The sequence below is a fragment of the Nocardia sp. NPDC057668 genome (assembly GCF_042799795.1).
Classification (GTDB): domain Bacteria; phylum Actinomycetota; class Actinomycetes; order Mycobacteriales; family Mycobacteriaceae; genus Nocardia.
Map to the genome: position 1 here is coordinate 946,036 of NZ_JBHVIC010000003.1, position 16,240 is coordinate 962,275.

The window sequence follows — 16,240 nt, forward strand, 5'->3', positions numbered from 1 at the left end:
GGCGTAAGCGAGTTCTTCTCCGCAGCTCTGTCATTTCCCGCCGTACTGTTCACATTCAGCCTGGCGGTCCTACTCGTCTACTGGTTCGGTGTCGCGATCGGCGCTGCCGGTATCGATGACGGGGCGGCCGACGCCGTCGAGGCGTCGTTCGGCCTACCCGGGGTTCCCGTCACCGTCATGGTGACAGTGCTGATTTCACTGGCCTGGCTGGTGTCCCTGATCGGCGCGGCGGGCTTGGCGGCATCCGGAATCACCGGGCCATCAGCCCTGTTCGCTCGGGTGGCGTTGTTCGCCGGCGCGATCGTGATCGCCTGGGCCGGAACGCGAAAGGCTGCGCGGCTGCTGCGGAAACTCTCCGCGGGCGGTCGCGAACCGGTCCGTGCCGACTTCGTGGGCCGCGTCTGTGTCATTCGCACCGGGCACGTGAGCCTGGACTTCGGGCAAGCCGAGCTGCGCGCGGCCGACGGATCGTCGGCCATCATCCAAGTCCGGCAGACGGCCGGACACACCGCCGAACGCCCGCTCGCGCGGGGGGATTCGGCCGTCGTCTACGACTACGAGAGCGCCGCGGAATTCTTCTGGGTGGCGCCGATAGAGGGGTGTGATGTTCACTGTCGCAATAGGATTCGGAATCTTCATCGCTGTCGTACTACTGGTCGCGCTGGCCGCGCTGCTCACCGTCAGCAGACTGTTCAAGAAGGTGGAACAGGGCCGGGCACTGATCATCTCGAAGCTGCGCAGGGTCGAGGTGACCTTCACCGGGGCGGTGGTGCTGCCGGTGCTGCACAAGGCCGAGTACATGGATATCTCGGTCAAGACCATCGAGATCGCCCGGGTCGGCCGGGACGGGCTGATCTGCCGGGACAATATTCGCGCCGACATCCGGATCACGTTCTTCGTGCGGGTCAACAAGACGACCGAGGATGTCATCAAGGTCGCGCAGGCCATCGGCACCCTGCGCGCCAGCGACCAGGCCACGCTGCAGGAACTCTTCAGCGCCAAGTTCTCCGAAGCGCTCAAGACGGTCGGCAAGCACCTCGACTTCATCGACCTCTACACCCAGCGTAATCAATTCCGCGACAGCATCATTCAAGTCATCGGCACCGACTTGAACGGCTACAGCCTGGAAGACGCGGCGATCGACTACCTGGAGCAGACCCCGCTCACCCAGCTCGACGCGCAGAACATCCTGGACGCACAGGGCATTCGCAAGATCACCGAGCTCACGGCGATCGAGCACGTGCGCACCAACGAGTTCCAGCGCAACGAGGAGAAGGAGATCACCAGGCAGAACGTGCAGGCCAGGGAGGCGGTGCTGGAGCTGGAGCGGCAGCAGGCCGACGCGGAGATCAAGCAGCAGCGCGAAGTCGAAACCACAAGGGCCCGTGAAGAAGCCGAGATCGCGCGCGTGCAGGCCGAGGAGCGGCTGCGCTCACACACCGCGCACTTGCGCACCGAGGAAGTCCTCGGGATCCAGCGCCAGAACATGGATCGGGAGATCGCGGTGGCGGAGAAGAACCGCGAACGCGTGATCGCCATCGAATCCGAGCGCATCGAGAAGGATCGACTGCTCGAGGTCACCGCCCGCGACCGTGAGGTGGGACTGGCGCGCATCGCCGCCGACCGCGAGGTGGAAACGGAGAAGCGCACGGTCGCAGAGGTGGTGCGCGAGCGCGTCGCGGTGGACAAGACCGTGGCCGAGCAGGAGGAGCAGATCAACCGGCTGCGCGCGGTCGAGGCCGCCGAACGCCAGCGCCAGGCGATCATCATTCGCGCCGAGGCCGTGGCGCAGGAACACCTGGTCAAGGACATCAAGGCGGCAGAAGCCGCCGAGGTCGCGGCCGTGCATCGCGCCCGTGAGGCACTGACGCTCGCCGAATCCGAGCAGCAGACCTCGGAATTGCGGGCCCGCGCCACGATTCGGCTCGCCGAAGCGACCCAGGCCGAAGCCGCGGCGCCCGGGCTGGGACAGGTGCTGGTGCGCGAACGAGAGGCCGACGCCATCGAGAAGGTCGGGCGGGCCGAGGCCGCCGTGCGCCGGGAACAGGCGACCGCCGAGGCGAATGCCCTGCGCGAGAAGCTCGAGGGCGAGGCCACGGGCTTGCACGCGAAGGCGGCGGCAATGGCCGCTCTCGACGACGCGACCCGCGAGCATGAGGAATACCGGCTTCGGCTCGAACTCGAGAAGGATGTCGAGCTGGCTCGGCTGCAAACCCATCGTGAGGTTGCAGAGGCGCAGGCGCGAGTGCTGGCGACCGGTTTGGAGCAGGCGAACATCGATATCGTCGGCGGCGATTCGGTGTTCCTGGATCGAGTCGTGGGGTCGATCGGCTTGGCGCGGGGTATCGATCAGGTCGTCGGCGGATCGGAGGTCGGCAAGGCCGCGGCTGCCGCGCTCATCGGCAGACTCGCCGGGAACGGCACAGCCGCACCGGCGCAGTCGGTCGATGTCTCGGCGGCACAGTCGGTCAATGGCTCGGGATCGCTCGACGACGACCGGATTTCGGTCCAGTGAGCGTGGACTCCGGACCGCGGCCGGCGGAGGTTGCCGCCGCACCGACGACCGGGGTGGACGCGGGCGCGTACGAGGTGTTGCGCGCCCGCCTCACCGGCCACGCGGCCGAACTGACCCGGCACGCCGAAGCCCTCAACGACCGCCGCATCGAGACGTTCGGCGGCTCCGAGCTCACGCTGCTGAGCTCGGACCGGATCCGCACCGCGCACAACTGCGTGGTGCGGGACGTGGTGGCGTTGCCCGGCGATCGGCTGCTGTTCGCCTTCAACGCTTTCCCGAGCAGTAGGGCGGAGACGACACCAGCGGACACTTTCGCGGTACATCGGGTGAACATCGTGCCGGGCGGCGGCACGGATAAGGGTGAGTCGGAGGCCCTCGACCTCGAACCGGCGGAGGACACCGGCCTGCTCGACGATCCGCGCTTCCGCGCGGACTTCGCCGAGCTGTACCGGTACTTCGCCCAAACCCGCCTGCTGCGGCTGCGACACGTCGGCGACCTGCTGCTGGCGGTGTTCCAGACCGGGCACCGCCTCGGCGATGTGCGAGTACTGCGCTGGCAATTCGAGGCCGACGGCGGTGTGCGCTACCTCGACAATCGCGGCGAGCGGAACCACACTGTCCCGCCCGCGCACGACTTCGAGTGGATCCAGACGGTCCGGGCCGACGAAGTGCCCGGCCGGCATCCACATCTCTCCATCGGCGGCGAGGTGTTCGTCGATACCCTCGGCGGCGCACTCACGGTCAAGGTCGAGAACGACACCGAGACCGAGACCGGCATCTACTCCGAACCGGTCGACGAGCCACTGCAGAGTCTCGCGGATGCGCAGATCTGGTACGCGCGAGTCGGCGCGCTGATTCTGCTGCGAGTCCTGCCTTACAACGAAACAGACTGGCGCTACCTGATTTTCAACACCCGTACACGAGATGTCGTCCGCTTGGACGGAATCGGCCGATCGTGCCTGCAGCTCCCGGATGAGCACGGCATCGTGTTCCCCGGCGGGTATTACCTGGCGACCGGCGTGTACAAGACCTTCGATGCCGAGGTCGAGGGGCTGGAATTCGAGCAGGTCATCCGATCGGGCAACGGCGAGGACGTGCTGTACGTCTTTCGCGCCCGGGCCGCGAGCCGAACACTGCTGCTGCCCTACAACCTCGTGCGTGCCGAGATCACCGCTCCCATCGCCGGGGCGGGGTTCACGGTGCTGGACAACGGCGTGCTGGTGGTGCTGCGGACCACTACCGCGGACCCGTCTCCCGTGCACCCGGTCCAGCTCTGGCGCTCCCCCTATGTCTCGGATCTGTACAGCGCCACCCACGCCACCGGTACCGGCCCGCTCGCGCGAATCGGCAATGCCGATCTGGTCCGCGGCATCTCCGAGTGCCTGGCCCTGGCCCGAATGGTCAGTGACATGTCCCCCGCCACCGCGGTTTTCGAAGCCATGATCGCCGCTTGCGACCGCGCTTTCGACCGCTACCACTGGCTCACCGGCCCCGACAGCGGCGGTATCGCGCCAGCGCTGGGCGAACTGCGCGATACCGCCGCGCAGATGCTCGGTGAGTTCGAACGAGTCGCGGCCCTGACCGATCAGGCCGGATCCGCCGTCGACGCGGCAGCCGAACAGGTGGCATCTCTGCATCGCAGCACCCGCGCCTCGACCCCGCGCAGCGCCGAGGACTGGGTGCGCGGGCTCACCGAATTGCGGCACATGCGGGGCAGTCTGCTCACCCTGCGTGAACTGCAGTACGTGGATCTCGAGCGAATCGACGATCTGGAGGAGCAGGTCGGCGAGTTCCTGCGGGACTTCGGTCATCGCGCCGCCGAGTTCCTGAGCAGCGCTGACTCTTTCGACAGCTACGAACGAGAAAACGCGGACCTGCATCGCCGATCCGAGGAGATCACGACCGTCGCTGCGGCCTCGCCGCTGCGTGCGCGACTCGACGAGCAGGCCGACGGGCTGCACCTCGTCACCGAAGTGGTGGGATCACTGGGGATCACCGACGCCACGGTCCGCACGGCGATCCTGGACCGGATAGGCGCCGCCCTCGCCGGAATCAACAGCACCCGCGCGATCTTGGCTGCCCGGCAGCGCGCATTGGCCGCCGCCGAGGGCAGCGCGGAGTTCGCGGCCGAGTTCAGCGTGCTGCGCCAGAGCATCGCCGGAGCGCTGGGCAGCGCGGGCACACCCGAATCCTGCGACGAGCACTTGGCGAAGCTGCTACTCGCGATCGAGAATTTGGAAAGCCGCAGTGGGGATTTCGACAGCGCCACCGATCAGCTCGCACAGCTGCGCGATGATGTCTACGAGGCGTTCTCGAGTCGCAAGCAAGCGCAGCTCGACGAACGCGCCCGGCACGCCGACCGGCTGGCGAACTCCGCCCAGCGCATCCTCGCCGGAATCCAGCGACGAACGGCCGCAATCGATTCGTCCGAGGCGATCAATGCGTATTTCGCCGCCGATCCGATGGTCGAGCGTCTTCGCCGGACCGCCGGAGAATTGCGCGCACTCGGTGATCCGGTCCGCGCGGCGGAACTCGACGGGCGGCTCATCGCCGCCAGGCAGGAAGCCGGGCGCACGCTGCTCGACCGCCACGACCTGTACAGCGGTGACGGGCGAACGATCACCCTGGGGCGACACCGATTCACGGTCAATACCCAGCCCGCAGAGCTGACCGTCGTACCGCATCGGGATTCGCTCGGTTTCGCGATCACGGGGACGGACTACCGCGCTCCCGTGCGCGACGAGAATTTCGCCGACACCGCGCCGTACTGGTCACAGCTGCTGGTGTCCGAGACCCCCGAGGTGTATCGCGGCGAGTATCTCGCCGCGGACCTACTGGACTCGGCCGAAACCAGCGGCACCGTGGACGAATTGCTCGCCGCGGCCGCCGACGGCACCCTGGACGACATCGTGCGCGCGGCCGCCGAGCAGCGCTTCGACGAGGGGTACGAACGCGGGGTGCACGACCACGACGCCGCGCTGATTCTCGCGGCAATGCTGCGCCTGTACCGAGAGGCGGAGCTGCTGCGCTTTCTACCCGCCGAACGGGCCGCGGCGCAGCTGTGGTGGACCTTCGGCGTCGGCGATCGACCGGCACGGATGCACGAGGCGCAGAGCGGCGAGGACCCTTTCCGGGTGCGCTGGCAGACCCGAATCCGATCGCTTGCGCGCGCTCGCAGAGCATTCGGGCGATCGGCGGCTGTCGATGACCTCTGCGGTGAATTGAGCACTGCCATAGCCGAATTCATCAGCGATATCGGTCTCGATGTCGACAGCCGCCGGTCAGCCGAGTACCTGTTCGAGGAGCTCTGCGACGGAGGGGCCGAATTTGCGACCTCAGCCGCCGTCCGCCGCCTCCTGGATAGCTTTCACCGTGGTCTCGACAGCCTCGATTCCGGAGCCCACGCGAGCTATACGCAAGACCTGCGATCGCTCGAACCCGCACTGGCGGAACAGTATCAACTGGCGAACGCCTGGTTGCACACGTTCATCTCGCACGGCGACGCCGCCGATGCCGTCGATCTGCCCGAGGCGATAGCCGTCGAACTGTGCGATCCCCTTGCCCGCCGCGAAGTGCCGGCCTCGACTCGCGCAACAGTCGCGAGCCTGCTCGGCACCCATCCGCTGATCACCAACCAGCAACTGACCTTCCGGCTCGACGAGCTACTCGCACGCTGCCGCCTGCACCGACTCGACCACGCACCGGGCTTCCGAGCGTATCTGCGCCGGCGCAACGAGTTGGTGACCGCCGAACGCGACAGACTCCGGCTGGACGAATATCGCCCGCGGCCCATGCACGGATTCGTGCGCAATCAACTGCTGGACCTCGTACACCTGCCGCTCATCGGTGACAACCTGGCCAAACAGCTGGGCACCGCCGGCGATGACCGGCGCGCCGACCAGTCCGGGCTGCTGTTGCTCATCTCCCCGCCGGGATACGGCAAGACCACCCTCATCGAGTACGTCGCAGCCAAGCTGGGGCTGATCCTGGTGAAGGTGAGCGGACCGGCACTCGGCCACGAGGTGACCTCCATCGATCCGGACCGCGCACCGAACGCGACCGCGCGCCAAGAGCTCGAAAAGATCAACTTCGCACTGGAGTTAGGCAACAACGTGTTGCTGTACCTGGACGACATCCAGCACACCTCACCCGAGCTACTGCAGAAGTTCATCTCACTCTGCGACGGCCAGCGCCGCATGGAAGGCGTGTGGCAGGGCCGCACACGCACCTATGATCTGCGCGGCAAACGCTTCGCCGTTTGCATGGCCGGGAACCCGTATACCGAGCAGGGCAAGCGCTTTCGAGTGCCCGACATGCTTGCCAACCGCGCCGACGTCTGGAACCTCGGCGATGTGCTCTCGGGCCGGGAAGCGGAGTTCGCACTCAGCTACGTGGAGAACGCTCTCACCTCGAATCCCGTGCTGGCACCGTTGTCCGGCCGCGGACGCGGGGATCTGGAGTTGCTCGTACGGCTCGCGCGTGGCGAGGAGGACGCACACGCCGGTCTGCTCACCCACCCGTACTCCGAAGTCGAGGTAGCCGAGTTGATCGCGGTGCTGGCCAAGCTACTGCGAGTCCGCGACGTGGTACTCACGGTCAACCGCGCCTACATCGCTTCGGCCGCTACCTCCGACGCGAGCCGCACCGAACCGCCATTCCACCTCCAGGGTTCGTACCGCGACATGAACGCCCTCGCCGCCCGAATCGTGCCGGTGATGAACACTGCCGAACTCGAATCCGTCATCGACGACCACTACCGCGCCGAGGCCCAGACCCTGGCTTCCGGAGCCGAGTCCAACCTCTTGAAACTCGCGGAACTCCGCAACCTGCTCACGCCCGATCAATCGCGCAGGTGGTCCGAGGTGACCGCGGCCTACCGCCGCGAACAAGCCCTGGGCGGCGCCGACGATGATCCGGTAGCCCGCGCGGTAACCGCGCTCGCAACGCTGACCGAACAGATGGGAGGAATCGAATCCGCTCTGCGCGGGATCGCGCTGAGCACCCGCGGTGGCCGTCACGACCCAGCTGTATGAGTTGCCCGCACCGCCGGTCGCGGTGGTCGCGACCCCGGTGCGCTGCTCCAAGTCGGTCAGACGCATGGTGACCACCGTCGAGGCCGGCAAACCACGGTGATACCCGAGCTTGGTGGGTCCGATATCGGGGTGCAGGAACCGCAGCAGCGCATCGTGATTGCGCTGGGCTTCGGAGCGGTGATCGCGCTTGGCTGCAGCGCGCAACACCGCACGAGCCGCGAGGTACAACGCTATTCAGACTTACGACCCGTTCAGAAATGCTCTCCCGATCTTCAAGCTTTTCCCGCAAATCGACCCGCTCAGCGAACCGGCCGAGATCCCGCATAGTCACGGAGGAGATCGAGGTAGCCGGGGGCGTAGAGGGCGCGGGGAGCGAACAGGGCCGTCGCCGTCGCGCGCCAGTCTCGATCGTTCTCGTAGGACGCCTTGGCGATGCTGTGGGAAGCGTCCGGAAAGCGCTGGACCGTCAAGAGTTCCGGCGCGAGCAGAGCTCGATAGGTGCGTTCCGTTTCGTCCACGTCGACGTTCAGGTCATCGTCGCCGAGCACCAGCAGGACCGGCAGCTCGAGCCGGGGCAGGACCGCGGTCACGTCGGAGAGATAGTTCGCGCGAACGAAATTCCAGCGGGCCTCGGACATCGGATCCGGGTCGTACCCGGCGGCAAGGTATTGCTCGTAGGTGGCGTTCTCACGGAGCAGTCGCAGGCCGATCGCGCGGCGATCGAGGGCGGCGGCTATGTCGGACTCGGTGGCACCTCGGTGCCGAAGTTCGGCGAGCAGGTTGTACTCGCCCTGACGTAGCCAATTCACCGCCCCGCCAACGAGAATCAGGAATTGCAGGCCCGGCAGGTTCGCGGCGACCTCGGGCGCCACCCATCCGGCCTGGCTGATTCCCCACAGACCGATGCGACGCGGGTCGATGTCGGCCCGCTGCCGCGCCCACTCGATCACCGCTTCGGTCTCGCCGGCACGGTCGTGCATGGTCTGGTCGAGCCAGTTCCCCGGCGCCCCAGCGACTCCCGGCTTGGCCCAGGACACCGAGGCGTACCCCGCCTCGGCGAACGACTCCCAGATCGGTTCGTAGAACGAGTCACGAGTGGCGTCGGCGGGGCCGTCGCCATGCACGAAGACGACCAAGCCGAACGGGCCGTCGCCCTGCTCGGGCAGAGCCAGGACCGCGTGCAGCGGCTGCGCGGGTCCCGGAATGGTCAGTTCTTGCCGCCGGAAGGCGAAGTCGTTCACATAGACCACCCACGCGCCCGCGCCGACGGCCAGGGCGATCACGCAGCCGACCGCGACGACTGCGCGCCGCAACCAGCGCCGCGGGCGGTCCACACCTTCCGGAGCTGCCGCTGGGTCCGGGGCGGCTGCCGAGCCACCTGCATTCTCCATAAAACTAACGTATCAGATCCGAGCGTACTAGATATGTACGTTTTATCCAGGATCGAACTCGCCCTATCGCGCAGGACAGGCCGGGCGACCGGAGACACAGTTGTTGTTGGGGTACTCGTTGACCCAGTGGAAGCCTTCTCGGCGTAGGGAGAAGGCGGACGGGTCGCGGAGGGTCAGTTCGAGGACGAGTAGGTGGCCGTTCGCTTCGCCGATCAGGCGGAGGTGGTCAGAGGTGGGGCGTTCGACGATGAACGTTGCCCAGGGTGTGGCATCGGCGTCGGTGCGGGCATGGAGCGCGAGCGTGCCATCGGCGAACTCCGCTCGGGCGGAGCTGAATCGATCGGTCATCGTTTGGATGGTCACGGTGTCCTGACGGTCGAATATAATTCGTCGCCAGCGGTTTTCGTCTCCCACCAGAGGCGCGATCGACTCGCCGTCACGAACAAAGGTGGCGACTTCCCAGATCCCGTACAGCTCCGGGGTGTCCTGGCGCTGCTGCCAGGACACCGCGCCTTTGGCCGTGCCCGCTATGAGCAGCCACAGCAGCAGGACAATCTGCAGGGTCGCGACGACTCGGCGTTGGCGGACCGTTCCACCGGCGCGGGGTGCGGTGGAAGGGCCGGTTGCGTTGCCCAGGAATACGGTTGCGATTCGGCGAGCCTCGGGGGCCGCGAGGGCCAGGGCCATCAGCAGAATGTTGAACGAGAGGATCTTGACCGGCACGTCGTAGGTCATGTTCAGGATCCAGATCTGCGCCCCGCCGAACGCGGTCGCCAGCGCTCCCGCAGCCGCTGTGCGCGGGATCAGAAGTAATACGCCGCAGAGGATTTCAGTGGCTCCGAGCACGCTTTCGTACACCGGTGACACGCCCACCTGACTCCACAGCACCTCCATGGGCGTGAGCTCGCCGAAGGGCTGGACCAGCCTCGCGAGGGACGGCGACGGCATTTGCAACTGGAAGACTTTGACGATGCCGTAGCTCAGCATCGTCGCGGCGAGGCAGACGCGAAGAAACACCATCGACCAGCCTGCCGCCGCACGATAGTCGACGCGCTTGCGGTCCAGAACACTCCACACAACCGTCGCGCCCGCCGCCGTGACGAGGATGCAGAACAACAACACCCAGTCGTACGCGGTGTCACCGCTGCCGGAGTCCCGCCGCACGACCTCCACCCCGAAAACCGCTCGTCCCACCCATTCGACGCCCGGCTCCGGCAACCCCAGTCCGATCGGCTTCCACCACAACGCCATTCCCGGCAATTCCAGAATGACCTGGGTCAGGATCGCGAACAACCCGAAGTACACCAGCCCGAATCGAAACAGAACCCTGGTAACCGGCCGCCACCCCGCCGCCTCCCCCGAATCCGCCTCTGCCGCAGCCCGGCCCGATACAACAAATCCAGCACTCATCCCCGGTCCCTTTCCCCCAAGGGCACAACCCCTCCGGAAACAAGATCGCGGTACGCCTCCCGCGCGCAACAAGACCGGGCCCCGCGTGCAACAGGAACCTCCGATGCACCCGGATCGATATCCAGTAGCGACCGTCCCGTGTCTAACGCGGTGTTCGGACCAGCCGATCTATCCGGTATCAACTGACTCTCTGCCGAAGGCTGGTGCGACATGCGTCGCATACTCTCGATATTCGTCGCGCTGTCCGCGCTGTTTCTAACCCTCCTCGTGCCGATCGGATCGGCGAGCGCCACACCGTCCTACTGCGGGCTGACCTGGGGGTCGCTCGACAAGTCCGATCCGGACCATTCGACTGCCACGTTGACCAACGTGCGGACCGGGCGGCAGGACTGCTACGACCGGATGGTCGTCGACCTCGCGGGGCCGGTCGCGGGGTACCGGGCCGGGTATGTCGACCAGGTGTACATGGATGCCTCGGGCGCTCCGGTTTCGTTGCGCGGCAGCGCCTTTCTACAGGTCGTGATATTTGCTCCCGCCTATGACAACTCGGGCAACCTGACCTACAACCCGGGCAATCGCAACGAGCTGACCAACGTCGGCGGCTACGACACTTTCCGCCAATTGGCCTGGGCCGGAACGTTCGAAGGCCAGACCACCATCGGACTGGGTGTTCGTGCCCGCCTGCCGTTCCGGGTCTTCACCCTCGACGGTCCCGGCAGCGGCAGTCGAATCGTCATCGACGTCGCGCACCGCTGGTAACTCACACCGGGGAACCGTTCATTCACCGCTGTCCGGCGACGGCATCCGCGCCGGCGCCGAACCAGCCCGGGATCACCTCGCGGGCGAACGTGCTGATGCACTCGGCGGTCGGGCCGGAGAGAACCTCGCCGGTGAAGTAGATGTCGTGGCTGCCCTGCACCTTCGCCACCCGATCGAACCAGCCGGAGCGGATCGCGGATGCGCTCGGGTAGACCGGCCACTCGGCTATGGCTTCGGTGATCAGTTCGGGATTGTGGAACAGGAACAGGCTCTCCTTCGCCAGGGCCCAGGCTTCATCGGCGCTCACCGAGAGGTCGGAGTTGCTGAAGCAGACCCAGTAGGGGCCGGGGTGCTGCTTGTTCGCGGCGGTGATGCGGTGCAGGGACCGGTCGGGGTCGGTATCGGTGAGGCTGCCGTGGGGGTCCATGAGCCAGAAGCCGAGGGGGTCGGGGGCCGTGGTGGGGAAGGTGACGATGTCCTCGGGCGCCTTGATCAGGTAGCTGCGGGTCCAGGTGCGGGGGCAGTTCCGCTCGGCGAAGAGGTCGTGGATGTCGCCCCGCGGGAAGATTTCCCGGATCTGCGTGGGGCGTACGGTGACGACCACGTGGGAGTAGATCGCGCTGTGCTCCGCGCCCGAGCGCTGCCAGGTCACCCGAACCTGCCGGGGACCAACGGGTTCTATCGCGGTGACGCGACTGTTCACCTGGATCTCCAAGCGGTTGTCGTCCACGATTCGGCGCAGGAAGCTGATGAAGCCCCGACGGAAGCTCAGGGTCACCGGGCGGCGTGAACCGATCTGGGCGACCAGCGAGGCGGGCATGCGGGCCAGGAGCTCCGCGCGCCGGCCCGAGTGCAGGGACAGCAGCATCTTGGCGAGTTGCGAAACATGGCCGGAGATATGGGCATTGATGTTGATGATCGTCTCGACCGGCTGCCGGGGCCGGCGCATGTTCGCGTACAGCGCGATCCCCTGCAGCACCTCGCCCACGAGTGGGGCGTGCCGCGCCCGCCAAGTCTCCCAGGTCTCCCCCGGCACCCGGTCGAAGTTCAGCCCGCTCAGACCCGGCCCGTGCTTGGCGCGGACAGCCCGCTCGATGATGTTCCACGCCTCGACCAGCTGATCCACCGACTGCTCGGCGGTGAGCGTGGTCAGCAGCGGCAGGAAATGCGGGGGCACCGCGAATCCCGGCTTGCCGGAATCGGTTCGGGAGACGAAGTACAGCGCTTCGGGCTGGAGTTCCACCGGATGCCGCCGCACCAGCTCGTCGATGGCGGTGCCGGACATGTCCGCCCCGAAGTCCTGCTGAATGATGAGATGCGCTTGGAAATCATAGATTTCACCATCGACCTCGGCAGTTCGGCAGTACCCGCCCGGCTCCGGCCCGGCCTCCAGGATGTCGATCCGCTCGTATCCGAGCCCGCGCAACTGCGCCGCCGCCAGAATGCCGCTCTGACCGGCCCCTACGACACATACGGGTGCGGTGACATCCATGGGAGCTCCCATCGACACGAACGCGGAACCCCGAGTATGCGCCTCGGGCCGGGACCGCACCGCGTGTTCGCACGATGCGGTCCCGGCCCGGGCTTCGATTCAGCGGCCGGCGTGGATCGCGTTGGCCACCACGGCATCACCCTGGGTCGAGGGGTGAAAGAACAGACCACCGAAGTCGGCGCGGGGGTCGAAGACCCCGTTCACCCACGGGGTGGCGGAGCACAGGCCGTGACCCGCGGTCAGGGCGCGGGCGTCGATGAACTCGAGGTTCAGGATCTGGGCGGCTTCGCGCTGGGCCCGGTCGATGCGGTCGAAATACTCGACCGCGGCGCGGCCGCGGGGGTTGATGAACGGCGCTACACCGAAGAAGTTGAGGCACACCGTATCCGAGCCCGAGACGAACAGTTCCGGGTAGCCGACCAGGACGATGCGGGCGTTCGGCGCGTAGTAGCGGATGTAGGTCACCGCGTTGCGCATGCGCTCGGCGAAGAGCTTGCCCGAGACTCCGGTGTAGTCGGTCATGCGACCCTCGTCCACGGCCTCCGGGCCACAGCCGAGCTCGAGGTTGAACACGCACTGCTCCAGCGAGTTCCACAGGGTCTGCTCGGATTTGCCCCACTTGTCGTTGAGCCCGAACTGGAGTGTCACCACTTTGGTCCGAGGCCCGAACGCGCCCTCCTCGTCCGCCCGCTTGGCCTGCATGGCCAGGGTCCAGCCGGGCCCGCTGTCGATCGAGGCCCCGGGGCACGACGGGTTCGACATCTGGTCGGTCCCGTCCACCCCCATCAGCTTGCCCAGCTGCGTCGGCCACGCGGTCGGGCCGTGCCGGCGGCAGTCGGTCTCCTGCTCGATGATGTTCCACACGTTCGCCGAGAACGAATCCCCGAGTACGACAAGCTCTTTGCCCTCGGGCGCGTCCGCTCCCGCCACCCCGGCCCCGCTCACCGACGCGGAAACCGCCACCGCAGCGGTACACAGCCACCGCACGCCATTGCCGAACACTCGAACTTCCCGCCTTATACCGAATTGCCCGCCGCCGACCTCGATGACCGATGAATCGCGCGCGATTCCATGCGGTGCGGCCGTATGAACTTTCGGCCAGACAGTACTGCAGACCCATTTCTCCGGCAACGCCTGGCTCGGCGTCGAGAGAATTCGAAGGGAACTCTTACGCTTTCCTCCCCGAGAATCCGAATGGACGCCAATTACTTTACCGGCTTGACTACCGGCCGCCCGACTGCTCGCACCGGTCCCCGACCGGCGGCGCGATTGCATTCGATCTTTCCGGGTAGCCGACGGGTAGAGCTCGGACCGAAGCGACGAAAGGACACGTAACCATGACCACCTCCCCCGATGCCGCACGTCACGATGAGCGCGAACGCGAGCGGGACGACGAGCGGCCCGAGGCCGAGCCGGACCCCATTGCCACGACCGAAGATCCGGCGGCCAACATGGACAACGAGGGCGATACTCCGAACTGACGGGTGAACAGCTCCCGGAGCGATTGCCATCCCGCCGAGTGGGACCGATTGCTCCGGGACGTGAATTCCGAGTCGGAGTCCGTTATTCGAATGCGAATTGCAATCCCTTCCATTCGGTAAGTTTTCGCAGGTCGGAAGGCACCCGGGCCATCGGGTAGCTGCCGATGTGCCGATATGCTGCGCCGGTGATCGAAGGCACCATCCCCACCCGTACCGCGCTCGTGCTCAGGCAGACCGCCGCGGCGGTCGGGGTCTCGCCGGTGCAGGTGGCCGGAGTGGAGTTGGGGGCCGATCAGGGCGATCGGTTCCGGGTGCCTATCGAGTCCGCGTGGCGCATGTGGGAGATGATCGGCGCCGCGGGCGGGCCGGGGGCCGGGTTGTGCGCGAGCGGGGCGGCCGCGCCGGGGGCGCTGGGGGTGTGGGACTACCTGTTTTCCAGCGGAGAGACGCTGGGCGAGAGTCTGCGCACGGTCATGGAATTGCGGGCCGCGGTCACCGATCCCGCTGTCGACTGGCAGGTGATCGAAGCAGGCAGGCTGCTCACCGTGCGGGTGGGGGTGGCGCAGGAGGCCGACCCGGTCTTCGTGCCGGTGGAGGAATTCGTGCTCGCGCTGGTGTTGCGGCGGATTCGCGAAGCCACGAGAACCGGCGTGATTCCGGCCCGGGTGGCATTCACGCACCGGACCAGCGCGCGGTACGCCGCTATGACCGCCGAATTCGGCACCACCAGAATCGAATTCGGCGCGACGCATTCGGAGATCAGTTTTCGCGACGGCGCACGGCTGCCCACCGGCGGCGATCCGCGCCTGGGTGAACTGCTCTGCGATTACGCGCGACTCTCGCTCACGACGGCCCGTCCGCTGCCGAGTTGGCTGGACCGCTTTCGCACCGCCCTCGCCGAAGCGCTCACCGCCGGCGACCTGGGCCTCGGCGCTGTCGCCGCGCGCATGACGCTCAGCCCGCGCACCCTGCAACGGCGACTCACCGAATCCGAGACCAGCTGGCGCGCGGAAGTGGACCGGGTGCGGCGCCAGCGCGCCATGACGCTGCTGCGCGAGACCGACCTGACCGTGCAGGCGGTCGCCGGCCGGGTGGGCTATTCCGACGCCCGGGCGCTGCGCCGCGCGTTCATGCAGTGGACCGGCCGCAATCCCAACGAATTTCGTGCCGATCCCGCGCGCGTCCTGGAATCGGCGCGCTAGCCGCGGGTACCCCTCGTGCCCAGACCCGTGGCGGCACACCGATTCCGGCGCAGCCGATTCAGCGCTCGAGCACCGACCGGAAAAGTTGCGCGGCCGCGTCGGCGGCGGCGTCGATCAGCCGGGGATCGTCGTAGAAGTCGATCTGCCCCACCGATTCCAGCCAGAGCTCGGACTTCGGGCTCGACACCGTGGCGTAGAACTTGCGCGCGAACGCCGGAGCCAGCGCGTGCTCCGAATGCACCATGACGTAGGGCACCGCGATGCGGGCGGCGGCCTCGATGGTGTCGAATTCGCTGGTGTAGGCGAAGGATTGGACCGCGAAACCGTTGGTGTAGTTCGGCACCGCACCCCGGGGCGTGCCGTAGTACTCGTACGCCTCGCGCAGCGGCATACCCACGTCGCCGCCGTCCGGGGCGACCGCCGGAATCATCTCGGCGACACCGGTTTCGCGCCAGCGCGCTTCGGCGGCCCGACCGCGCGCGATGGCCTCCGGGCTGGGCGTCGCGACCGAGGTGTCGGAGTAGTACCCCGCGACCCCGGCGAACGCCTTGATCCGCGGATCATCGGCGACCGCGCGCGCCATGTACCCGGCCCCCGCGCACACCCCGACGGCCACCACCGGCAGTTCCCGGGTCCGCTCGTCGGCGAGCAACGCGGTCACCGCCGCGCGAATGTCCTCGGCCTTGCCGTACGGATTCTCGAACTGCCGCGGCTGCCCCTCGCTCTCCCCGAAGGTGCGGTGATCGAACGCGAGCGCGGCGTATCCGCGTTCGGCCAGCGCCCGCGCGTACGCGCCCGCCGCCTGCTCCTTGACCGAGGTCAGCGGACCGCTGGTGACCACCGCGCCGAGCGGCTCCCCCACCGGCAGGTGCAGGACCCCCGCCAGCCGGTCGCCGGCACTGGTGAAACTGAAAAGTTCTGTGCTCATCGAATCCCTCGAATCGTGTGGACCGCGCG

General features: G+C 67.1%; 10 protein-coding genes and 1 pseudogene. 5 read left to right on the plus strand and 6 right to left on the minus strand.

The features are described from left to right. Positions 1 to 604: 604 nt before the first annotated feature. Together ACFVBH_RS22860 and ACFVBH_RS22865 are read left to right on the plus strand one after the other, a co-directional pair. Positions 605 to 2,515: a flotillin family protein gene (locus ACFVBH_RS22860; RefSeq protein WP_379004185.1), complete on the plus strand. Its 1,911-nt coding sequence runs from the start codon at positions 605 to 607 to the stop codon at positions 2,513 to 2,515. Beyond that, a complete protein-coding gene (locus ACFVBH_RS22865; protein ID WP_379004187.1) occupies positions 2,512 to 7,548 on the plus strand; it encodes a DNA repair ATPase in 5,037 nt (1,678 codons plus the stop codon). The genes ACFVBH_RS22860 and ACFVBH_RS22865 overlap by 4 nt, the downstream gene beginning before the upstream one ends. Positions 7,549 to 7,569: 21 nt before the next feature. Here the strand turns inward: ACFVBH_RS22865 and ACFVBH_RS22870 are convergent. The 3 genes and pseudogenes from ACFVBH_RS22870 to ACFVBH_RS22880 form a co-directional block, all read right to left on the minus strand. Then, positions 7,570 to 7,755 (minus strand): annotated as a pseudogene (locus ACFVBH_RS22870) (DUF222 domain-containing protein); the annotation flags it as partial. Between the two features lie 92 nt (positions 7,756 to 7,847). Then, the gene (locus ACFVBH_RS22875) at positions 7,848 to 8,939 is read right to left on the minus strand and encodes an alpha/beta hydrolase family protein (RefSeq protein WP_379004190.1); all 1,092 of its coding nucleotides are present in this window, start codon (positions 8,937 to 8,939) and stop codon (positions 7,848 to 7,850) included. 63 nt (positions 8,940 to 9,002) lie between these two features. Beyond that, complete coding sequence (locus ACFVBH_RS22880; protein WP_379004192.1) at positions 9,003 to 10,349, minus strand: DoxX family protein; 1,347 nt, start codon at positions 10,347 to 10,349, stop codon at positions 9,003 to 9,005. Between the two features lie 210 nt (positions 10,350 to 10,559). On the opposite strand from ACFVBH_RS22880, the gene ACFVBH_RS22885 reads away from it, so the two are divergent. Next, positions 10,560 to 11,108, plus strand: a complete 549-nt coding sequence (locus ACFVBH_RS22885) for a hypothetical protein (RefSeq protein ID WP_379004194.1) — start codon at positions 10,560 to 10,562, stop codon at positions 11,106 to 11,108. A gap of 22 nt (positions 11,109 to 11,130) precedes the next feature. Here the strand turns inward: ACFVBH_RS22885 and ACFVBH_RS22890 are convergent, their stop codons facing one another. Further along, positions 11,131 to 12,600: an NAD(P)-binding protein gene (locus ACFVBH_RS22890; RefSeq protein ID WP_379004196.1), complete on the minus strand. Its 1,470-nt coding sequence runs from the start codon at positions 12,598 to 12,600 to the stop codon at positions 11,131 to 11,133. Between the two features lie 99 nt (positions 12,601 to 12,699). Then, positions 12,700 to 13,602 (minus strand): SGNH/GDSL hydrolase family protein, encoded by a 903-nt coding sequence (locus ACFVBH_RS22895; protein WP_354984762.1) that lies wholly within the window; start codon positions 13,600 to 13,602, stop codon positions 12,700 to 12,702. A gap of 335 nt (positions 13,603 to 13,937) precedes the next feature. Between ACFVBH_RS22895 and ACFVBH_RS22900 the strand changes: the two genes are divergently transcribed. Beyond that, positions 13,938 to 14,081: a hypothetical protein gene (locus ACFVBH_RS22900; protein WP_379004200.1), complete on the plus strand. Its 144-nt coding sequence runs from the start codon at positions 13,938 to 13,940 to the stop codon at positions 14,079 to 14,081. Positions 14,082 to 14,266: 185 nt separating this feature from the next. After that, entirely contained in the window at positions 14,267 to 15,283 is a 1,017-nt protein-coding gene (locus ACFVBH_RS22905; RefSeq protein WP_379004202.1) for a helix-turn-helix domain-containing protein, read from the plus strand. A 58-nt stretch (positions 15,284 to 15,341) separates the two neighbouring features. Here the strand turns inward: ACFVBH_RS22905 and ACFVBH_RS22910 are convergent, their stop codons facing one another. Next, positions 15,342 to 16,211 carry an alpha/beta fold hydrolase gene (locus tag ACFVBH_RS22910; protein WP_354984765.1) on the minus strand — a complete coding sequence of 290 codons (870 nt, stop codon included), beginning with the start codon at positions 16,209 to 16,211 and terminating at the stop codon, positions 15,342 to 15,344. Positions 16,212 to 16,240 lie beyond the last annotated feature (29 nt).